At 35.5% G+C, this 21,267-nt stretch carries 19 protein-coding genes; 11 read left to right on the forward strand and 8 right to left on the reverse strand.

The genetic code is table 11. From position 1 onward, the window contains the following. The first annotated feature begins 15 nt into the window (after positions 1–15). Entirely contained in the window at positions 16–789 is a 774-nt protein-coding gene (locus ABH960_RS14725) for a sulfite exporter TauE/SafE family protein (protein WP_002029911.1), read from the forward strand. A 33-nt stretch (positions 790–822) separates the two neighbouring features. On the opposite strand, the gene ABH960_RS14730 is transcribed toward ABH960_RS14725, so the two are convergent. Together ABH960_RS14730 and ABH960_RS14735 are read right to left on the reverse strand one after the other, a co-directional pair. Beyond that, a complete protein-coding gene (locus tag ABH960_RS14730; protein WP_002029912.1) occupies positions 823–1,263 on the reverse strand; it encodes a hypothetical protein in 441 nt (146 codons plus the stop codon). A gap of 148 nt (positions 1,264–1,411) precedes the next feature. Then, a complete protein-coding gene (locus ABH960_RS14735; RefSeq protein ID WP_404446085.1) occupies positions 1,412–2,614 on the reverse strand; it encodes an LCP family protein in 1,203 nt (400 codons plus the stop codon). Positions 2,615–2,928: 314 nt separating this feature from the next. Here ABH960_RS14735 and ABH960_RS14740 point away from each other — a divergent pair, with 314 nt between their 5' ends. Continuing rightward, positions 2,929–3,927: a YhdH/YhfP family quinone oxidoreductase gene (locus tag ABH960_RS14740; protein ID WP_404446088.1), complete on the forward strand. Its 999-nt coding sequence runs from the start codon at positions 2,929–2,931 to the stop codon at positions 3,925–3,927. 36 nt (positions 3,928–3,963) lie between these two features. Here the strand turns inward: ABH960_RS14740 and ABH960_RS14745 are convergent, their stop codons facing one another. Beyond that, a complete protein-coding gene (locus tag ABH960_RS14745; RefSeq protein WP_404446091.1) occupies positions 3,964–5,619 on the reverse strand; it encodes a Na/Pi cotransporter family protein in 1,656 nt (551 codons plus the stop codon). Between the two features lie 373 nt (positions 5,620–5,992). Further along, positions 5,993–7,195, reverse strand: a complete 1,203-nt coding sequence (locus tag ABH960_RS14750; protein ID WP_201051277.1) for an MFS transporter — start codon at positions 7,193–7,195, stop codon at positions 5,993–5,995. Between the two features lie 472 nt (positions 7,196–7,667). On the opposite strand from ABH960_RS14750, the gene ABH960_RS14755 reads away from it, so the two are divergent. The 8 genes from ABH960_RS14755 (at position 7,668) to ABH960_RS14790 (ending at position 15,261) form a co-directional block, all read left to right on the forward strand. Continuing rightward, positions 7,668–8,756: a DUF871 domain-containing protein gene (locus ABH960_RS14755; protein ID WP_113768969.1), complete on the forward strand. Its 1,089-nt coding sequence runs from the start codon at positions 7,668–7,670 to the stop codon at positions 8,754–8,756. A 78-nt stretch (positions 8,757–8,834) separates the two neighbouring features. Beyond that, positions 8,835–10,775, forward strand: a complete 1,941-nt coding sequence (locus ABH960_RS14760; RefSeq protein ID WP_404446095.1) for a BglG family transcription antiterminator — start codon at positions 8,835–8,837, stop codon at positions 10,773–10,775. A gap of 110 nt (positions 10,776–10,885) precedes the next feature. Then, positions 10,886–11,206: a PTS lactose/cellobiose transporter subunit IIA gene (locus tag ABH960_RS14765; RefSeq protein WP_002087442.1), complete on the forward strand. Its 321-nt coding sequence runs from the start codon at positions 10,886–10,888 to the stop codon at positions 11,204–11,206. 1 nt (position 11,207) lies between these two features. Further along, complete coding sequence (locus ABH960_RS14770) at positions 11,208–11,513, forward strand: PTS sugar transporter subunit IIB (protein ID WP_002087440.1); 306 nt, start codon at positions 11,208–11,210, stop codon at positions 11,511–11,513. A gap of 77 nt (positions 11,514–11,590) precedes the next feature. Then, complete coding sequence (locus ABH960_RS14775) at positions 11,591–12,901, forward strand: PTS sugar transporter subunit IIC (protein WP_001013048.1); 1,311 nt, start codon at positions 11,591–11,593, stop codon at positions 12,899–12,901. Continuing rightward, positions 12,877–13,155 carry a hypothetical protein gene (locus ABH960_RS14780; protein ID WP_002087437.1) on the forward strand — a complete coding sequence of 93 codons (279 nt, stop codon included), beginning with the start codon at positions 12,877–12,879 and terminating at the stop codon, positions 13,153–13,155. Before ABH960_RS14775 ends, ABH960_RS14780 begins: the two co-directional genes overlap by 25 nt. Continuing rightward, positions 13,145–14,230 (forward strand): DUF871 domain-containing protein, encoded by a 1,086-nt coding sequence (locus ABH960_RS14785; RefSeq protein WP_404446101.1) that lies wholly within the window; start codon positions 13,145–13,147, stop codon positions 14,228–14,230. Before ABH960_RS14780 ends, ABH960_RS14785 begins: the two co-directional genes overlap by 11 nt. Positions 14,231–14,337: 107 nt before the next feature. After that, on the forward strand, positions 14,338–15,261 hold the full coding sequence (locus tag ABH960_RS14790; RefSeq protein WP_404446103.1) for a HEAT repeat domain-containing protein: 924 nt from the start codon (positions 14,338–14,340) through the stop codon (positions 15,259–15,261). Between the two features lie 53 nt (positions 15,262–15,314). Here the strand turns inward: ABH960_RS14790 and entC are convergent, their stop codons facing one another. The 4 genes from entC to ABH960_RS14810 form a co-directional block, all read right to left on the reverse strand. Then, entirely contained in the window at positions 15,315–16,739 is a 1,425-nt protein-coding gene (gene entC, locus ABH960_RS14795) for a cell wall-binding protein EntC (protein WP_404446106.1), read from the reverse strand. 563 nt (positions 16,740–17,302) lie between these two features. Continuing rightward, entirely contained in the window at positions 17,303–18,454 is a 1,152-nt protein-coding gene (locus tag ABH960_RS14800) for an ABC transporter permease (RefSeq protein WP_002029935.1), read from the reverse strand. A 26-nt stretch (positions 18,455–18,480) separates the two neighbouring features. Then, a complete protein-coding gene (locus ABH960_RS14805; protein WP_002087431.1) occupies positions 18,481–19,155 on the reverse strand; it encodes an ABC transporter ATP-binding protein in 675 nt (224 codons plus the stop codon). After that, complete coding sequence (locus tag ABH960_RS14810) at positions 19,152–20,255, reverse strand: efflux RND transporter periplasmic adaptor subunit (protein ID WP_088038535.1); 1,104 nt, start codon at positions 20,253–20,255, stop codon at positions 19,152–19,154. Before ABH960_RS14810 ends, ABH960_RS14805 begins: the two co-directional genes overlap by 4 nt. Positions 20,256–20,467: 212 nt before the next feature. Here ABH960_RS14810 and ABH960_RS14815 point away from each other — a divergent pair, with 212 nt between their 5' ends. After that, positions 20,468–21,202: a YwaF family protein gene (locus ABH960_RS14815; protein ID WP_404446110.1), complete on the forward strand. Its 735-nt coding sequence runs from the start codon at positions 20,468–20,470 to the stop codon at positions 21,200–21,202. The last annotated feature ends 65 nt before the right edge of the window (positions 21,203–21,267 follow it).

Consider the following 21,267-nt stretch of genomic DNA (forward strand, 5'->3'; position numbering starts at 1 on the left):
GGCGGGGGATACAATATGAGTTTAACAGTACTACTTTTTATTATTGGGTTTATAGGCTCGTTTATTTCAGGAATGGTTGGGATTGGCGGTGCAATTATTAATTATCCGATGATCTTATACATTCCAGTATTGCTAGGATTTGCTGGATATACATCACATGAAGTGAGTGGTATTACAGCGATTCAAGTGTTTTTTGCAACTTTTGCAGGCGCGTGGGCGTACAGGAAAAGTAACGATATGGATAAAACTTTAGTTGTGTATATGGGAGCTAGTATATTAATAGGAAGCTTTGTAGGTAGCTTTAGTGCGAATCTATTAAATGAGCATGCTGTAAACGTTGTTTACACATTACTAGCTACTATTGCGGCTATTATGATGTTTATACCGAAGCGAAGCAATCGTAAGGGGACAGAAGGAATTACGTACAATAAGTGGCTCGCTAGTTTGCTAGCGTTTATTGTAGGAAGTGTTTCCGGCATTATTGGGGCTGGTGGTGCATTTCTTTTAGTACCGATTATGCTAGTTGTTTTAAAACTACCGATACGTACAACAATAGCAACATCTATCGCTATTACTTTTATTTCCTCGATAGGAATTACTACTGGGAAAGTGATTACTGGACAAATAGTTGTTATTCCGGCTCTTATCGTTGCGATAGCAAGTTTATTTGCCGCTCCTCTTGGAGTGAGAGTAGGGAAGAGAGTGAATCAAAAAGTTTTGCAATACGTATTGTCTACTTTAATTGTAGGAACCGCGATAAAGATGTGGGTTGATATGATATCGAAATAAAAAGATGGTGCTCTTGTAGCACCATCTTTTTATTTACGCCCAAATAACTTTCATTAAGTTCTTATATTCATCGTTTGCCAGTTTATATAGCATTCTCGTATGTTCAAAGACAAGTGCGGGATTAAAGTTTGGTTCTGAGAATGCAAGAGATGTTGAAATATCAATTGCATTTTGTTTGTTTAGCGTGAATTTTGCAAATCGATAAGATGTGTTTAATTCATTGATGACATGTAAAATATCATTTGTTGATGTTGAATCAGGTACAAGAGCAACATTGAAGCAGTATATATCCACAGCAGGATGTTCGCTTTGGAAAGCAGCGATAAGTTGAATTTTTGCGCCAGCTTCTGTTTCTAATCCTACTGAAAAATGTACCGAACCATCATTTTCATCTATATTTTCTTCCATGTATATATCGTTTGATTTTAAGTACTCTTTAAAATCTGAAATGTTATGTTTTACTGCAGCTTTCATATGCGTGGGCCCCCTGATAATTGGAATAGATTACTACTATTTATTATAATTTAAAAATATTAAAAAAGATAGTTGGAAAGTTCTGATTTTTTATTTTGAAAGCATTAAAAAGAAGCAGTGCTCTACCTCCATAGAGCACTGCTTCACTTTATTCATTGTCATTAGACGATGTTTCTGTATCTTCACTGTTATTCTTATTTTGAGTTTCATCGTTACTTGATTCGCGTTCACTCGTATTTTCAGACGTAGATGCTTTTGTTTTCTCTGAGCTTGTTTTTTTCGAATCAGAATCAGATTTTGTATAGGCAGGTAGTCCAAGGTGACTACGAAGTTCGTTTGTAACATTAGCTAATTCTTTTTTATCTGGATTGTAGTAGTAAGTTCGACCACCACCAGCTGACTTACTACATGTATCATCACCTTTTGCCATGTAACAATCTTCACCTTGAAGTTGTAATTTCTCAATTTCCGAATCCGATCCATATTTATAGAATGAAAGCATGTCATCGAATGTTAAGTTTGTAACGAATTGTCCGTTAATATCATCAATGATGTTTCCAACTTTTGTTACGGATCCAGCGCTTGTTAGTTTCTTTAAAATTGCTTCAATAACAAGTTGCTGACGTTGTCCACGCATCGCATCACTATCAATGTGCCTTGTTCTAGCAAGAGCAAGAGCTTCTTCACTATTTAACTTTTGAACACCTTTTTTCAGGTGAATTGCTTCGGCGTTATCATTACTATCTTGTTCAGTAAACTCAACTGGTACGTCAACTTCAATGCCGCCTAAATCATCAACGATTTTCATGAATGATTTAAAGTTGAATTTTACAAAGTAATCGACGGGAACATTCATTAATTTTTCAACTGCATCAATACTAGCTTGTGGTCCACCATCTTTTCCGTTTTTAGTAGAACCGAATGCATGAGCGTGTGTAATTTTATCTTTTTTCTTTTCTACTGGAATATAAGTATACGTGTCACGTGGAATACTTAATAGCTTTACAGTTTTGCTATCTTTATTAAACGTTGCAAGTAATAGTGCATCCGTTCTTATAGCTTCACCATATTCTTTCCCACGGACATCGCTTTCATCAACACCCATTATTAAGACAGAGACGTTATTTGTAATAGGTTTTACAGCTTTAGCACGTAAATCAGACTTATCACCGCGTGCTAAATCGTGAGCGGCGTTTCGAACAGCAGAAGATGCTTTATTTACTAAAAACCATGTATAACCGCCACCTATTATTAAAACTAATAGAATAACGCTTATAATAATTTTTGTTTTTTTCTTACTATTTTTCGGTTTAGTTCGTGTATTTTCTTGTAAAGATGGGTTTTGCTCCATTTCTTGTACTCCTTCATTTGGATTGAAATACGACACTCATATCCACTTATTATAATGAAATTTAGCGAAAAAAAACATTACAAATCATTTACATTTCGTAAAAATTCAATTTATTTATAAAAAGTTAGATTTTCTATATTTTATTTTTGAGATGTAGAATAAGTATAAGTTGTTTTAGTAGAAATGAAAATATGTAATGTGAGAAAGTGATAGAGAAGTAAGATTTGTTGAAATATAGCCAAGAAGATGTGATTAGCTGTATATGTACTTCTTATATAATAAAGAAGGATTTTACGGATGAAGGAGAGAGCGTAATGAATTATACACCATTCCGAGCAATTGTCGTGAAAGAAAAGGAAAATAATCAATTTGAAAGAAAGCTTGTTGAGAGAGAAGTAAATGGTTTACCTGAAGGAGACGTATTAATACGTGTTCATTATTCTTCATTAAATTATAAAGATGCCCTTTCAGCTACTGGTAATAAAGGTGTAACGAGAACATATCCTCATACACCTGGCATAGATGCAGCAGGAGAGGTAGTTAGTAGTGAAAATAACGCCTTTCAGGAAGGCGATCAAGTTATTGTAACTGGATATGATTTAGGTATGAATACTTCTGGTGGTTTCGGAGAATATATTCGCGTGCCATCATCTTGGGTTGTTCCTTTACCGAAAGAAATGTCTTTGAAGGAAAGTATGATGTACGGGACAGCCGGTTTTACAGCTGCCTTATCGGTATATAAGCTCATTAGAGCGGGAATTACGCCTAGTATGGGAGATGTTTTAGTAACGGGTGCTACGGGCGGAGTAGGCAGTGTAGCAGTTAGTATTTTAGGGAAGCTAGGATATAGCGTAGTAGGGGCAACAGGGAAAATGGAAGAGAAAGAGATGCTGCTACGTTTAGGTGCAAGAAAGATGATTCGCCGCGAGGAGTTGAGTGATGAATCAGGAAGACCGATGCTTAAAGGAATATACGCTGGGGTTGTCGATACCGTAGGCGGAAGCATGTTAGAAAGTTCTTTAAAGGTAGTTAAGTATGGAGGCTGTGTAACAACGTGTGGGAACGTAGCAGGGCACGAATTAAATACAACTGTATACCCATTCATATTACGAGGGATTAGCCTTTTAGGAATAGATTCAGTTCAATGTCCAGTAGATATGAGAAGAGAAGTGTGGGCATTGCTAGCAGGTGAGTGGAAAAATTCAGAGCTATTATCTTATACAGAAGAATGTACATTAAAAGAATTAGATGAGAAGTTTACACTTATACTGCAAGGAAAGTTAAAAGGAAGAACGGTTGTAAAGATGAAATGAAAAAAGAGACGCTTACATTAGCGTCTCTTTTTCTAATTATAATGATTGTTTTACTGCTAGTTTACCTTGCTCGCCTAAAACACCATCAGCAATATTTACAGCGTGATCACCGATACGCTCTAAGTTACTTACCATATCAACGAAGATGATACTTGCATCACCTGAACAGCTACGTTCGTTCAGACGTAATACGTGACGTTTACGTAGAACACGTTCCATTTGGTCGATTTTACGTTCTTTTGCAATAACCGTTTGTGCTAGTTCAGTATCGAAGTTTGTTAAAGCATTGATTGCATCTTGTAATGTTGAAATTGTTAATTCAAGCATTTCATTTAATTCAGCTAGTGCTTCATCTGATAGTGAAACGCGGTTTGAAATTTGGAAATCTACAAGTTCTACAAGGTTTTCTACATGATCACCGACACGTTCAATATCTCCAACAACACCTGCTAAAACTGAATGTTTTTCAGAGTCTGTAGGTGAAAGTGGTTTTTCTGATAGTAAAACTAAATACTCGATAATTTTTTTATCTAAATTGTTAATAGCTCCTTCTAATTGAGTAGCCATGTTAGCGTGTTTTTTGTCTTGTGTATTTAAAAATTGATTAGCTTCTTTTAGTCCATCTAATGAAAACTCAGCCATACGAATAATTTCTTTTTGAGCTTCTGTTAAAGCAATCGCTGGAGATTGCTCAATAAAGATTGGATTTAAATGCTGTGGTTTGAAGTTAATAGATGCATCTTCACCACGAATAAGTTTTGTTACAATCCATGCTAATACTGCAATGAATGGGAACTGAATGATTGTATTCGTTACGTTAAACGTCCCGTGTGCAAATGCAATTGTCATTTCTGGATTTAAGTTTAATGACGTTTGGAAATATTGAATTAAACTTGTAAATGGTATTAATATAATCGTAAAGATAATGGTACCGATAATATTAAAGATAACGTGAACTAATGCTGCACGTCTTGCTGCAATTGAAGTACCGATTGCTGCTAATACGGCTGTAATTGTCGTACCGATGTTATCACCGAACAATACAGGAAGAGCAGCTTGTAAATCAATAGCACCTTGACCGAATAGTTCTTGTAAAATACCGATTGTCGCACTTGAACTTTGTACAATTAAAGTGAAGACTGTACCAACAACAATTCCTAAAATTGGATTATCACTCATGCTAACCATTAATTCTTGGAATGACTCTAAAGAACGAAGAGGCTTCATACCTGCGCTCATTAATTCTAAACCGAAGAATAACATACCAAACCCAAATACGACTTGACCTAAAGACTGTACTTTTTTATTTTTAAAGAAGAATAGTAAGATTGCTCCAACTGCCATAACTGGGAGAGCGTATTCTCCGATTTTAATCCCGATAATAAATGCAGTAACTGTCGTTCCGATGTTCGCACCCATAATAACACCGATTGCTTGTCTTAATGTCATAAATCCAGCACTTACAAGTCCGACTGTTAAAGCGGTTGTTCCTGAACTTGATTGAATTAATACTGTAACTAACATACCTGCTAGTACACCCATAAGAGGGTTTGTTGTAAAACGATCTAGAATATCGCGAAGACGATCTCCAGCTGCTTGTTGCAGTCCATCGCCCATGTATTTAATCCCGAATAAGAAAATACCTAATCCACCAATGAACTGGAAGATCATATCTTGAATATTGTATTCCACGCATTCCACTCCTTAAATTTCATGTACGATGTAATTATTAACTAAACCTTGAGGCACTGTAAACGATTTATCAGTAAAATTTACACTAAATTTACAAAGGGATAAAAAGTTTACAAATCTTTAAAGAAACACCTGGTTTTAATTGGTTTTCAACTTTTGTAAATGGTATTTTTGTAAAGGAGTCACACTTTTTAGAATAATATTTTTCGATTACATATGAAAAAAAGCGTCTGCGAGTTCATCGTATATTTTTTGATGAAAGTTAAAAAAATATGTAGGGAAATGCCTGTAGTTTTATACCATCGAAAAATGGGGAATGTTTAACGTGTATTGATTAGTATGAGGTTATTGTGGGATGAAAAAAGCCACTGAATTATCCAGCAGCTTTTTCTGTATTTTTATCTCTATGCTTTTGTTTTCTTATACTTGTAATATAAATGAACAAGAAAGCAATAAGTAATAAAGAGGAATATCGATATACAGTTGCGTAGTTGGTAAAGTGTGCAATGAATCCAAAAATAATCGCTCCAGCACCAATTCCAAGATCAAATGCTGAGAAGAATGTTGCTGTTGCTACTCCTCTCCGGTGCGGTGCTACTCGGTCAATCATCCATGCTTGTAGTGCCGGTTGAATTGCTCCGAAACCACTGCCGTAGCAAGCTGCGGCAATAATTAAACTCGGAATTGTAGTTGTATACGACAGCAAGATAATACCTGTAAACGTAATAATAACACCTGGAATGATGACGAATGTATGACCTTTCGTATCATATAATCTTCCAGAAAACGGACGAGTTACAGCGATTGCAAGTGCGTTAAATAAAAAGAAGAGACTGATATCAGCAATCCCGACTTCTGTAGCAAATAATGTAATAAAGCTCCCAATTCCCCCGTACATTAATGTAATACATAATATTAATAGTGAAGGAAGTAAAGCTTTACGCTCAATAAATCCATCGAGAAAGGTACCAGATGTTTGCTGTGGTGGTTGCGGCGATTTTTTGATTTGAAGTAGTTTCGTTAATATTAATGAAACTATTGTGCATGAAAGTGCACATAAAAAAAGAATCGTGAAGTTATATGCTTGCATAAGCCAAAGTCCAATAAGCGGACCGAGCGCCATGGCAATAGTTCCAGAAAGACCGAAGTATCCCATGCCTTCACCGCGGCGAGCTTGCGGAATTAAATCTGAAACGACAGTTCCGTATGTAGTCGTTGTAATACCAAAACCAGCTCCGTGTAAAATTCGAACGGCAAGCAATAGGAAAACGGTTGAAGCGAAAAGGTAACTGCCCATAGCGAGTAAACAAATAGCGGTACCGATCATTAAAATGATTTTTTTGTTGAATTTCTGCAAGGCATTTCCAGTTAGCGGCCTAATAAAAAGTGCTGCAACGGTAAACATGCCGACAACGAATCCGATATTTGAACTTGTGCCTCCAATTTCTTTCACATAAACAGGTAAAGTTGGAATTAACATTTGAAATCCTAAAAACATACATAAGTTTGCTAGAATTAGCGCAATAAACTCTTTTGTCCATAACGGTTCTCGTTTTACGAGTACTGCCTCTCCCATATATTCATCCCCTATATAAAAGTTTTCCCGCGTTAACGGGCAGTAAGACTCTCACCTCAAAATTTGGTTGGAGCAAAGAAGTTAGGTGGGAGCCATGCTGTCCGTTAACGCCCGATTGGTGAAGGCTAATAATCAATGGGGGATGAACAATACCCCCACTGATTAAAGTTTCACTTTATCTCTGTTCTTTCGAGTATATGTATTGGTCAACATAACAGTCAAGGAAGGTGTCTTGAAAGCGGATAACAATTTTTTAGGTAAAAAACTGACAAATTTGTGTAAAAGCTACACAACTATGAAAAAAAGATGTAAAGTATAGATGTGTAGACTAGTAGTTGTTATGAATGATAGAAATTGTTTTTTCTTTAAAGAAAGCGGATTCAAATTGTAGTGGAAGAAAAGGGGATACATACTTTTTCGCTACGTATATTTGAAAAGGTTTACAATATGATGAAGAAAGAGGCGTGTACATATGAGACGATTAGGTATTTCTATTTATCCAGAACATTCGACAGTAGAGAAAGATAAAGAGTATGTAACATTAGCGAGTAAATACGGATTTACACGTGTATTCACATGTTTATTATCTGTAGATGGCGAAAAAGAGAAAATTATAGAAGAGTTTAAAGAAACGATCTCTCATGCAAATGCATTAGGGTTCCAAGTATTAGTTGATATTAGTCCGTCTGTCTTTACACAATTAGGTATTTCATATAATGATTTATCGTTCTTCCATGAGTTAGGAGCGTACGGTATCCGTTTAGATGTTGGATTCTCTGGTTTAGAAGAATCGATTATGACTTACAATCCATACGGCTTAAAAATTGAAATTAATATGAGTAACGGTACGAAATATGTAGATAACATTATGAGCCATAGACCAAATCGTGAAAATTTAATTGGTTGCCATAATTTTTATCCACATCGTTATTCAGGATTATCATACGATCATTTCATTAAATGCTCGAAACAATTTAAAGATTACGGTATGAGAACGGCTGCTTTTATTTCATCATTTGATGCAACATACGGACCTTGGCCAGTAACAGAAGGGTTATGTACGTTAGAGCAGCATCGCGAATTACCGATGACAACACAGGCGAAGCATTTGTTTGCAACAGAATTAATTGATGATGTTATTATTGCGAATGCTTATGCTTCAGAAGAAGAATTACAAGCACTAGGTGCGTTAAATAAAGAGAAACAAACATTTGATATAGAACTATACGATACAACAACAGATTTAGAAAGAATTATCGTATTAGAAGAACCTCATTTTTATCGCGGGGATGTATCTGAATATATGATTCGTTCTACACAAAGTCGTGTGAAATATAAAAAAGAAGAGTTTAAACCGCATAATACGCGTGAAATTAAGCGTGGCGATCTTTTAATTGATAATGAGAAATATGGCCAATATAAAGGTGAATTGCAAATTGCTTTAAAAGATATGGTGAATACAGGAAAAACAAATGTAGTCGGCCGAATTATAGAGGAAGAAATCTTCTTATTAGATTATTTACAAGCTTGGGATAAGTTTGGATTTACGCTAAAGAAATAATGAACGCGGGATAAAAGGGAAAAAACTACTGATTTCAGTGGCTTTTTCCCTTTTATATAAAGAGCGAGAGGAAGAGCTATGACAAAAGTGCATCAGCGATTAATTTCCATTTTAGAGGAGTTTTTAGAAGAGAAATCGATGCTAAATCGAGCTTTTTTAGCGAGCCGTTTACACGTATCAACGAAGACGATTCAAAAGGATATAAAATTATTAAATGATATATTGGAAGAACACGGAGCGAAAATTGAATCACAAAGAGGGAATGGGTACGAACTAGAAATTATACAAACTAAGAAGTTTGAAGATTTTTGCGTAAATGTATTTCAAAAACAGACAGAAAAGATTCCAACTTCTTATGAAGAAAGAGTAGCTTATATTTTACACCGTATTTTAACGACAGATGGGTATGTGAAGCTTTCACAGCTAGCGGAAGAGATTTATGTGAGTAAATCTACTGTAAATTTAATTATGAAAGATGTTACAGATATTTGTAGTCGCTATGAGTTACAAATTGAAAAAAGACCATATTATGGTATACGTATTGTAGGAGAAGAATTTAATATTCGTTCTTGTTTATCACAATATGGTTTGCCGCGTTATGACCATACTCCGTTTCATGAGAACTATGAGCAGACGGACACATATTTATCGTTACCCCATATTTCTCTCATCCGCTCAGTTATACTAAAGTATATCGAGGGAGGAACGATATATTTATCAGATATAGAAATTGATAATTTATCAATTCATATTGCGATTGCTTTAAAGAGATGCAGGGATGATCATTACATTCAAGCACTGCATGTAGAGGAATCTGAACTTATAATAAAGAAAGAATATAAAATTGCGAAACAGATTTTAGGGAATTTAGGGGAAGAGCTAAAACTTCAATTTCCAGAAGAAGAAATTTTATATGTGACGATGCATTTATTAAGTACTGCTGTTACAGCGAGAGATCGCTATGAAAATGTGGAAGAGCTATTAGGGAAAGACGTATATGCATTCATGCAGCATATTCTTTTCAAAGTAGCGGAAGAACGGAATCTTACTTTTTATTACGATGAAGAATTATTATTTGGTTTTGGTGTTCATTTAAAAACGTTATTAAATCGTTTGAAATATAAGTTAAATACGCGAAATCCTCTTTTGGCAGAAGTGAAAAAAAATTATCCATATGCTTTTGAAATTGCAGTTCTCGTTGGAGATATAATTGGTGAATATACGGGTGAATCCATTCCAGAGAGTGAGATTGGTTATATTGCCATTCACTTTGGTGGGGCGATGAGCCGCTTGCAGGAAAATAACCAAAAGAAAAGATGTTTATTAGTTTGTGCAACTGGTCAAGGGAGTGCACAACTACTGAAATATAAAATTCTATCACATTTCCGAGATAAACTAGAGATTGTAGGTATTACAGGGTACTATCAATTGAAAGTGGAAGATCTTTATAAAGATAAAATAGATTGTATTATTAGTACGATTCATATACCGAGTGGTTTGCCTGTTCCGGTTATAAAGGTAAACTCAATATTTGATGATAAAGAGATTAAATCAATTGGTAAGCAGTTATTTACACATGTGAATGATAGTATCCAGCAATATATTAAGGAAGATTTGATCTTCTTAAATCGTAGTGCTTCTACGAAAGAAGAGGTTATCCAGTTTTTATGTGAGAAAGCTGCTGAGAAAAACTATGTACCCGCAAACTTTTATGCTTCTATTATGGAGAGAGAGAACACATCTCCTACAGCGGTTGGAAACTTAGTGGCAATTCCGCATCCGATGCAATTATTAAGCGATACGACATTTTTGATGTTTTGTACACTCGATAAGGCGATTGACTGGGGAGATAAAAAAGTACAAGTTATTATTATATTTAGTGTGAAGCGCAATAATAATGAAGATTTACAAAAGCTTTATGATTTTTTATTTGATATTATGTCTAGTCAAACTATAATAGAAAAATTGCATCAGGCTCAAGCTGTTGATGATTTTCAAGAAATCTTACTATCATTATGAAAAAGTATATTAAAACTTCCGTTACACAACGGAAGTTTTTTATGTTTAATTGTATGCGTTTTCATAATAAGATAAAAATATAGAAAAAACATAACTTGGGGGAATTTTAAATGACTGATATGCAAACTCCATTTGCGTTAATTTTACATGGTGGCAACGCGAGAAGCGCGGCGCTTGAAGCAATTGCTTTTGCAAGACAAGGAGATTTTGAGAATGCGAGTGAAAAGATGACACTTGCTAGTGAGGAAATATCATCCGCTCATCGTATTCAAACGGATTTAATTCAAGAAGAAGCAAGAGGAAATCATGCAGAAATAAGTTTATTATTAGTGCATGCACAAGATCATTTAATGAATGCCATTACAGTGAAAGAACTTGCTGAAGAATTTATTACTCTTCATAAACGAGTGGAAGAGAAAGTGACAGTATAAGATGTACATTTTATTATGTTGCGCGGCAGGTATGTCAACGAGTATGGTTGTAAGAAAAATGCAAGAAGAGGCAAAGAAACAAGGGAAGGATTATAAAATTAAAGCAGTTGATTCAGAACTTGTGAAACTGGAAATAAAAAATGCTGATGTTGTTTTAATTGGACCACAGGTGAAGTATTTGTTTCCAGCAGTAGAGTTTCTTGCGAAATCATACGATATACCAGTTGCAATTATAGAACAACGAGATTATGGCATGTGTGATGGTTTGAAAGTACTTAAGCAAGCTGAACAATTAGTTTTAGCGTAATTATATTTTTTTAAATATAAACATTATAATGTTATAACTTTTAAATTTCGCCACATTGAACATAGGGAGGGTTATCGATGAATGGTTTTATGAGTTTTATGGAACAGAAGATTATGCCGACAACGCAAAAGATTGCGGGGCAACGACATTTATTAGCAATTCGAAATGGAGTTATTTCTACATTACCGTTAACGATTGTCGGGTCATTTTTCGTTATCTTTTTAAACTTACCAATTGATGCATATATGGAGTGGATTGCACCGTTTCGCCATATTTTAGATATTCCATTCCGATTTACAGTAGGATTAATGGCATTATACGCAGCATTTGGGGTAGGGGCTTCACTCGCGAACTTTTATCAGCTCAATCAATTAAGTGCAGGATTATTATCTGTACTCGCCTTTTTACTAGCATCAGTTGAACCAATTCAAATAACAAAAGCTGTACCAGGTGTTATTGATGCAGGTAGATATATTTCAGTAGGAACATTAAGTGCAACTTCTTTATTCGGAGCAATTGTTACAGCATTAATTGCAGTAGAAATTTATCACTTTATGATTAAGCATAATATTTCGATTAAATTACCAGATAGTGTACCACCAGCAGTTGCAAACTCGTTTGCAGCATTAATTCCAACTTTAGTAGTTATTCTTTTATTCTGGGGTATTCGTTACGGTTTGAAATTTGATGTAAACACAACAATCACATATTTAATCGCACCATTAAAATCAGTATTAGTAGGAAATAATTTATTCGGTGGTTTATTAACAGTATTCCTAATTGTATTCTTCTGGTCGTTCGGTATACATGGCCCAGCGATTTTAGGACCAATCATTCGTCCGATGTGGGATTCAGCAATTCTTGAAAATATGGAAGTATTTACGGCTACAGGAAATGCACATCAGTTACCAAACTTATTTACAGAGCAATTTATTCAATGGTTCGTATGGATCGGTGGATCAGGCTCAACGTTAGCTTTAGTTATTATGTTTATGTTCTCTAAATCTAAGTTCTTAAAAGAGTTAGGTAGATTATCATTCGTACCAGGATTATTCAATATTAACGAGCCAATTATTTTCGGGGCACCAATTGTAATGAATCCAATCTTAATTATTCCGTTCGTTATTACACCGTTAGTTACAACGACGGTATCATATTTCGCAGTTGTTTCAGGTATGATTCCGCTCATGATGGCGAAGCTGCCATTTACGATGTTAGCGCCAATTGCAGCGATTATTAGTACGGACTGGACAATTATGGCCGGTGTACTTGTACTTGTTAACTTTGTTATCTCATTCGTTATTTACTATCCATTCTTCAAAATGTATGAGAAACAACAATTAGCAGGAGAGGAGAAAACAGAATGCTCGGAGCAATTATCATCTTAATTACATTCGTGGCGGGGCAGTGTATTGCACATTATTCAAAGTGGGTACAAAGTAAATCGCTATTAGTTTTACTACTTGTGTCGATATTATTTATTGGATGTTCAATGGGAGCTTATGTGGCATTTAGTTTAGAATCACCGTACTTTATCATCGTACCAACGATTTTATGTGCAACATGTTTATCTGCAAAATATAGATTTACGAGCATGGCATTAATACAACGTGTGAAGGAGATGCAAAAGCATGGAGCGTAAATTAGGAATTTCACTTTATCCAGAGCATTCAACGAAAGAACAAGATATGGCATACATTTCGGCAGCGGCACGCCACGGTTTCTCAAGAATATTCACATGTTTACTGTCTGTTAATCGTCCAAAAGAGGAAATTGTAGCTGAATTTAAAGAAATTATTGGGCATGCAAAAGAGTATAATATGGAAGTTATTTTAGATGTAGCTCCGGCTGTATTCGATCAACTTGGTATTAGTTATAGTGATCTATCATTCTTTGCAGAGTTAGGTGCAGATGGAATTCGTTTAGATGTAGGGTTTGACGGGTTAACAGAAGCGAAAATGACGAATAATCCATATGGCTTAAAAATTGAGCTGAATGTAAGTAATGATATTGCCTATTTAGAAAATATCCTTTCGCATCAAGCGAATAAATCAGCTTTAATTGGTTGTCACAATTTTTATCCGCAAAAATTTACTGGTCTTCCGTATGATTATTTCATTCGCTGTAGTGAACGCTTTAAAAAGCATGGTATTCGCACGGCAGCATTTATTACGTCACATGCAGCTGAAATTGGTCCATGGGATATTAATGACGGATTATGTACGTTAGAACAACATCGTAACTTACCAATTGAAGTACAAGCGAAACATTTATGGGCAACAGGGCTTATTGATGATGTTATTATCGGAAATGCTTATGCGAGTGAAGAAGAGTTAGAGAAACTAGGAAACTTAAATCGTTACATGTTACAGCTAAAGGTACAATTTGTAGACGAAGCGACTGAAGTAGAGAAGAGAGCGACACTGCAAGAATTACACGTAAGACGCGGTGACATAACAGAGTATATGGTACGTTCTACAGAAGTGCGTAAAAAGTACAAAGACTATGATTTCCCAGTGCGCGAAAGTATACGACAGAAAAGAGGGCAAGTTGTAATTGGTAATAACCTATTCGGAAAGTATAAAGGTGAACTACAAATCATCTTGAAAGAAATGCCGATAGATGAACGGAAAAATATTGTCGGTACAATTGCGGAAGAAGAACTGTTTTTACTAGATTATGTTGGGGCTTGGACACAGTTTACTTGTGTGGAATAGGGAAGGGAGGAGAGGATGCTATGGCATCCTCTTTTTTCTGTTGAAATAGTAATCTATCGTATATAGAATGCAAAGAGATAGATTTAATTTGGACGGGAGAGAAGGAGATGGAAGAGTATATAGATGATTTATTAAGGCGAATGGCCGATGAAGAGACAGATATATGGCATCGTGCATATGATGAAGCAAAAGAGCTATATGACCTATTAACTTTTCCTTATTTACAGGAGAAGTTAATAAAAGCAAAAAAGATATCTATGAAGAAAGATATTTATTATTTAATGACGAAACTCGCTATAAATACGAAAGAAATCTGTATTGCTGATTACCTTATAGATCGTTTGGAATATGAAGAGAGCCCGACTCTGTTAAGTGAATTACTTAGTAATATTTATCCGTTACCAGAAGTAAGTAGTACAAATAAAATTATTCCTTATATTTATCATAAAAACGATAGTGTTCGTTTTTGGGCAGTTTCTTCCTTAAAGTTATATAAATCGTTAGAAGCGGAACGTGCGTTGCTAAAGTTGCTGGATACTGAAGAAAATAAAGATGAGATTACAAATATTTGTTATACGTTGCTTGAGATTGGAACAAATCAATCGATTCTTCCATTAACAAAGCTTTTATATAGGGATAGTGCTTATGTTCGTTCAACCGTTATTGAAGTGTTAGCAAAAATAGGGGGAGCGGACTTACAAATAGTTTATATTGAAGCTTTAAAGGATAGAAATATAATGGTGAAATACGAGGCTGTTCGAGCTCTTTATGCATATGGAGACGAAAGGACGATTAAGCCAATTTGTGAACGTGTGAATAAGATTGTTTCTAGAAGACGTAAAAATGAAGTAGTACCTACCGATGAATCAGAGATTGTTATTGCTCTTCGTTTCTTACATAAGTTTGCTGATCATGAAGAAGTTTTAAAGACGTTTGATAAAGTATATAAAAAACGAGGGAGCTTGTTTATGTCAGAGAGAAAATGGCTTCGGGATAATATTAGTTACTTTCAAGAGAAAGAAAGAATGTAAGAATCATTAAAAAAGAGTTAGCCTCAATAATGAGACTAACTCTTTTTTTATAATTAGTTTAAAATTTTCACTGTAACTGTTTGGCGTCCCCAGTTACTTGATGTACCTTTATCTGGCATTAAAACATCAATTTTATTTCCTTTAATAGCTCCACCAGTATCACCAGCGATTGCTACTCCGTAACCTTCAACCCATACTTTTGAACCTAATGGAATTACACTTGGATCAACTGCAATTAGTTTCATGTTTGGATTAGCTGTTAAGTTATGGCCCATAGCTGATTTTACTTGATCTCCGGCTTTGTAACCATTTTCAAGTGGATCTGCTGTGTAAGCTGTTGCTACAACTCTTAATTCACGAGAAGAAGATGGTGCACTTGTTTCAGTTTCTTTCGCAACAGGTTGTTGTGTAGCTGGTTTTTGAGCTTTAGCCGCTTCACGAGCTTTAGCTGCCTCTTGAGCCTTAGCTGCCTCACGAGCTTCAGCTGCCTCTTGAGCTTTAGCTGCTTCACGAGCTTCAGCCGCCTCTTGAGCCTTAGCTGCTTGAGCTTCAGCTGCTTCACGAGCTTTAGCTGCCTCTTGAACTTTAGCTGCTGCTTGAGCTTCAGCCACTTCTTGAGCTTTAGCTGCTTCACGAGCTTTAGCCACTTCTTGAGCTTTAGCTGCTGCTTGAGCTTCAGCCGCTTCTTGAGCTTTAGCTGCCTCTTGAGCTTTAGCTACTTCCCCGGCTTTAGCTGTTGCTTGAGCTTCAGCTGCCTCTTGAGCTTTAACTACTTCACGAGCTTTAGCCGCTTCTTGAGCTTTAGTTTTTGCTTGAGCTTCAGCTGCCTCTTGAGCTTTAACTGCTTCACGAACTTTAGCTGTATCTTGAGCGTTAGTTACTTTTTCAGCTTTAACTACTGGCTGAACTTTAACTGGTGCTTTTCCTGTTAAGTAAGGAATGTGTACATAAGCTGTTTGGCCGTTATATTCAAATTGGATCCAATCATTTTGTACTTGGTGTGTTGTTTCGATTACATCATCTTTTTTCAATTTACCAAGAATCGCTGAATCTGTATTCGCTCCAGCACGTACGTTTAATACGTTTGCTGTTACGTAGTAAGTATCTTTTGTGTAGTCAGCGCTTATGAAAGCCTCTTTACCACTATTTAATTTAACTTTTGACCAGCCGTTTTCTGTATGTAAAACGTTAACTTTATATCCATCTAATAACTTTCCGACAACTTGTGATTCAGTAGTTGGGTTTTCTCGTACATTTAGTACATCAGTCGTTACGATTGTTTCTGCTTTAGCAGATGTTGTGAAAATCCCAAGACCAAAAACCGCTGCTGTTGCTATACCCATAAATTTTTTCATAATAGCCTCCATTGCATTTGTTTTCGTTGACCTCATTATAGCAACCATTATTTTCTTATTTGCGGAAAACACAAAACTACAAAGCATTCGTAACGAGGCATTAATATTCTGTAATAATTCCATTAATATCCTGATAGCGTTTTCTTTGCGTTTTTTAGGGGATTAGAACATAAGAATCATAAAATCAATACAATTTTAATTGCTAATAGATTAAAATTGTATCGGTGGTGTTACGTGAATGTTTCTGTAACGTTACAAAAAAGAGATATTTAACTATTTGAATCGTAATGTAGTTATGAAAATATAATCTTCTTGTGTGTGAAGTCGTATATATAGGGGTGATTTTAATGAAATAGAGATATAATTGTTACAAAACAAGTTGTAGTATGGAAAAAATTACGCCTTGAATTTGTGTTATTACATAGTATTTTTACAATAATAGGATTGCAGGATAGTTGTAATGTGAAATGGAAGCTGCAAGGATAAAAAGGTAATCGCAACATGAAACATATATAATAGAAGAAACATGATTTAAAGGGACGATATTGTTATGAATTAGTTCGCGAATTGCTTCAGAGTTATATAGTAGAAGTTAGAGACGCAGATTTTTAATAAAACAGCGATAAAATTGAATTTGCCTTCAACAAAATAAAAAACGTAGGAGTGTAAACTCCTACGTTTTTTATTTACTCATATCGTAAACATTCAATTGGATCAAGTTTAGCAGCTTTGTTTGCTGGTAGTAAACCGAATGCAATACCGATTAGCATTGAGATACCTACTGAAAGAAGTCCAAGTTCTTTTGAGATAACGAGTGGCCATCCGGCAAAGATTGAGACGATCCAAGCGAAGAAAATACCGAGCATGAATCCGATGAAACCACCGAGTCCTGTTAAAATACAAGATTCAATTAAGAATTGTGTTAATACTTTACCGCGCGTTGCACCAAGTGCTTTACGAATACCGATCTCACGTGTACGTTCTGTTACAGATACAAGCATGATGTTCATTACACCGATACCACCAACAAGTAAGGAGATAGCGGCAATGCCACCGAATACCATTTTCATCATACCGATGGATTCGTCTAATTGCTTCGTAAATTCACCTAAGTCCTGTGCTTCGAATTTGTGCTCGAATTTAGGAGCTTTCATGTCGTTTAAAACAGAAACAGCTTGTTTTTCTACACTTTTGCGTTCTGTTGGAGAGGTCATTGTTAATTTTACAGAGTCATACTCATTTACTCCTGAAATGACAGGCGCGTTTTCAAGAGATGTATAACCTTCAGGCATAGCCATTCCAAATTCGTTTTTCGTTTCGTATACACCGACTATTTTATACGGCTTTCCTTTTACATCTGTGTATAGATTTGATTCCCAACCACTAAATAATTTGTTGAAAGCTTCTTCATTTAATATAACAGCAGGAATTGCTTGGTTTAATTCGCTGTCGTTTAATTCACGACCGTGAACTAATTTTATTTTCGAATCTGTCATAAAGGCGCCTGTTCCACCTTTTAAATCAAGAGAGACATCTTTTGAACCAGAAGATGCTTTTACTTTCATACTTACATCTGGATAAACATCTTTAACGCCTGGTACAGTTTGAAGACGTTTTAGCATATCAGGTGTGATTTTGGCACTATCAGTTCCATAATCAGGGTTGTTGTAGTAAATCGTTACTTCAGTATCTTTTCCTTGGCCTAACTCTTTTTTAAACTTTGCATTTGTACCATCACCCATTGAAATGATAGTAATAATGGCGCTAATACCGATAATAATACCTAGCATTGTTAATATAGAACGCATTTTATGAGCAAAGATAGAGGAAAGGGCCATGCGTATATTTTCACTCGTGTTCAAAATTAACCTCTCCAATCTTGGACGATATTTCCGTCACGAATTACAATTTGACGTGCGGCCGCTTCCCCAATTTCACGATCGTGGGTAATCATAATGATTGTTGAGCCTTGTTTGTTTAATTCGTAAAAGAGATCCATAATTTGTGTACTTGTTTTCGTATCAAGTGCACCCGTCGGTTCATCTGCTAAGAGAAATTTCGGGTTATTTACGATTGCACGTGCGACTGCGACACGCTGCTTTTGTCCACCTGACAATTCATTTGGTAAGTGAGTAGCACGATCAGCTAAACTGACTTTTGTTAAAGCTGCTAATGAGCGCTCACGTCTTTCTTTTTTATCGACTCCAGCGTAAATAAGAGGTAGTTCTACATTTTGAAGTGCTGTAAGTCTCGGTAATAACATAAAGTTTTGGAATATGAATCCGATCTCTTTATTACGAACATGTGCAAGTTCTGTTTCAGACATGTTTGAAATGTTTTGACCAGCTAGTTCGTACGCACCTGTCGTTGGCTTATCTAAGCAACCGATAATGTTCATTAATGTTGATTTACCAGAACCAGATGGTCCCATAATAGAAGTGAATTCTCCTTGGTTTAGTGTTACATCAATTCCGTGTAATATTTGAACGGACTCTGCACCATTTTGGAAAGATTTCGTGATGCCTTTTAAGTTAATCATTGAGTGACAACCTCCATACCGTCTTTTAAGTCTTTTTCAGGTTTAGAGATAATTTCCTCTCCTTTTTTCACTCCAGAAACTTTTGCTTCGCTATCTGTCTCGAATTCAACAGTAACTGCTTGTTCTTTCGCTTTACCGTCTTTTACAACGAAGACAACATTTTTGTCACCTTTTTTCACAATGCTGCTTTTCGGAACAATCGTACCAGTTGCTTCGCCAGATTTACTCGTTACGTAAACATGGAAGCCGTTTTGTAATTCTTCACTATTATCTAATGTGACAGTGAATTGATAATTAGAAACAGTTTTGTTTTCGTCCATGCTCTTTAATGGTGTAGAACCGATTTCTGTTACTTTTCCTGTCCAAGTCTTACCAGCGACAGTTTTTGATGAAACAGTTACTTCTTGCCCAACTTTCATACTAGCAAGTTCATATTCAGAAAGTTGACCTTTTACTTTAAATTGACCAGCGTGACGAAGTGTAATGCCACTCATACCTGTTTTTTCATCAGCAGTTTTTACGATATCATCAATTACACCGTCGGCTGGACTCGTTACAGAAAGTGTGTTTACTTTCTCTTTTGCTACTTTAATCATTTCATCAGCTTTTTCTACTTCAAACTTCTTCATTTCAAGTTGTGATTCTAATTGCCCAACTTCAATTTCGGATGCTTTTAATGCTTCAGCGGGAAGGCCTGCATTTTTATCTTTTTGTAATTTTTGTTTCGCTGCATCAATTTGTTTTTGGAACAATGTTACTTCTTTTTGTGCGATTTTCTTTTGCATTTCTGCTTCCGTTACACCTTGTTTAGCAGTAGGGTCATTATATTTAAACAGAAGCTGACCTTTTTTCACTTCATCACCTTTTTTAACAGCTAATTCATACGTACCTTTTGTTGGATCGAATGAAATTGTTTCAATACCATTTGGAATAACTTCGCCGCCAAATTTTTGTGCATTTTCAATTTGTTTTTCCGTAATTTTATAACCGCTATATGCCATTGCTACTTCTGAACCACCGCCAGCAAATGCAAAATATGATCCAGCTGCAATTCCGATCGCTACTACACTAGTAATTAACACTTTATTTTTCTTCTTCATCTATTTATCACCTTTTCGTTCGTTTTAGTATCTACATTAAGTATAGAAGAGGTGAAGAATCTGACAAATCGTTTTAGCTTACAATAACCTTACAGTTTTGTAAGGTATCGATATGTAAATGTAATGTAGAGGTTGTACATGGTTTAAGCAGATGAATTGACTCCTTGTTTCTTTCTAACAATAATATTGTATGAAGGAGAGGAGGAAGGAAGATGGAAGCTTATTTTAGTGCGCATCCATTAAAACCATTTATTCCATACTCAAGGCAACACGTCCTTATATTATTTATTATGTTGGTGGGGATATTTTTTCTGTATCAATACCAAGATATATTACGGCAAAGTGAGTGGAATATAGCGGTTCGATATGCGATTGCATTTTTATTTATTGGGAGTGAAATTGGGCTCCATATGTGGGAATGGAAATCGGGGATTTTTGAACTAGGCACTTCATTACCATTCGAGTTATGTACGATTAGTTTATTGTTAGCATCGATTATGATTGTAACGAAAAGTTATCGCATATATGAGATTGTATTTTTTACAGGAATTATCGGTGCATCACAAGCTATTTTAACGCCGAACGTGCAATATGCTTTTCCGCATTTTCGCTTTATAGAATTCTTCGTTGCACATGTATTACTCATTTGGGCACCACTCTTTATGACGTGGGTAGAAGGATATAGACCGACCTTGCAATCAATTAAGCGTACGATGATATTTTTAAACATAATAATTCCAATCGTTTCTTTTGTGAACTACAAAACAGGTGGCAATTATATGTTTTTAGCTCGTAAGCCAGAAACTGCTTCATTACTCGATATGTTAGGGCCACACCCTTACTATATTATTTCATTAGAAATAGCTGCACTTATTGGATGTTTTATTTTGTATATGCCGTTTGCGAAAAGAGAAGGGCATGCGCATAAAGAATCACTAGAATCATAACCTAGTGATTTTTTTATGTATAAATATTTACAATTCAGAAAATTAAGAATAAAATTAAAAGGGAA

The organism is Bacillus sp. RC252, from assembly GCF_044909215.1.
Taxonomy (GTDB): Bacteria; Bacillota; Bacilli; order Bacillales; family Bacillaceae_G; genus Bacillus_A; species Bacillus_A mycoides.

Excerpts from the sequence above, each read along its gene's own strand:
- ABH960_RS14725 (WP_002029911.1), top strand. The coding sequence starts at position 16 with ATGAGTTTAACAGTACTACTTTTTATTATTGGGTTTATAGGCTCGTTT.
- ABH960_RS14730 (WP_002029912.1), bottom strand. The coding sequence starts at position 1,263 with ATGAAAGCTGCAGTAAAACATAACATTTCAGATTTTAAAGAGTACTTA.
- ABH960_RS14735 (WP_404446085.1), bottom strand. The coding sequence starts at position 2,614 with ATGGAGCAAAACCCATCTTTACAAGAAAATACACGAACTAAACCGAAA.
- ABH960_RS14740 (WP_404446088.1), top strand. The coding sequence starts at position 2,929 with ATGAATTATACACCATTCCGAGCAATTGTCGTGAAAGAAAAGGAAAAT.
- ABH960_RS14750 (WP_201051277.1), bottom strand. The coding sequence starts at position 7,195 with ATGGGAGAGGCAGTACTCGTAAAACGAGAACCGTTATGGACAAAAGAG.
- ABH960_RS14755 (WP_113768969.1), top strand. The coding sequence starts at position 7,668 with ATGAGACGATTAGGTATTTCTATTTATCCAGAACATTCGACAGTAGAG.
- ABH960_RS14760 (WP_404446095.1), top strand. The coding sequence starts at position 8,835 with ATGACAAAAGTGCATCAGCGATTAATTTCCATTTTAGAGGAGTTTTTA.
- ABH960_RS14765 (WP_002087442.1), top strand. The coding sequence starts at position 10,886 with ATGACTGATATGCAAACTCCATTTGCGTTAATTTTACATGGTGGCAAC.
- ABH960_RS14770 (WP_002087440.1), top strand. The coding sequence starts at position 11,208 with ATGTACATTTTATTATGTTGCGCGGCAGGTATGTCAACGAGTATGGTT.
- ABH960_RS14775 (WP_001013048.1), top strand. The coding sequence starts at position 11,591 with ATGAATGGTTTTATGAGTTTTATGGAACAGAAGATTATGCCGACAACG.
- ABH960_RS14780 (WP_002087437.1), top strand. The coding sequence starts at position 12,877 with ATGCTCGGAGCAATTATCATCTTAATTACATTCGTGGCGGGGCAGTGT.
- ABH960_RS14785 (WP_404446101.1), top strand. The coding sequence starts at position 13,145 with ATGGAGCGTAAATTAGGAATTTCACTTTATCCAGAGCATTCAACGAAA.
- ABH960_RS14790 (WP_404446103.1), top strand. The coding sequence starts at position 14,338 with ATGGAAGAGTATATAGATGATTTATTAAGGCGAATGGCCGATGAAGAG.
- entC (WP_404446106.1), bottom strand. The coding sequence starts at position 16,739 with ATGGAATTATTACAGAATATTAATGCCTCGTTACGAATGCTTTGTAGT.
- ABH960_RS14800 (WP_002029935.1), bottom strand. The coding sequence starts at position 18,454 with ATGGCCCTTTCCTCTATCTTTGCTCATAAAATGCGTTCTATATTAACA.
- ABH960_RS14805 (WP_002087431.1), bottom strand. The coding sequence starts at position 19,155 with ATGATTAACTTAAAAGGCATCACGAAATCTTTCCAAAATGGTGCAGAG.
- ABH960_RS14810 (WP_088038535.1), bottom strand. The coding sequence starts at position 20,255 with ATGAAGAAGAAAAATAAAGTGTTAATTACTAGTGTAGTAGCGATCGGA.
- ABH960_RS14815 (WP_404446110.1), top strand. The coding sequence starts at position 20,468 with ATGGAAGCTTATTTTAGTGCGCATCCATTAAAACCATTTATTCCATAC.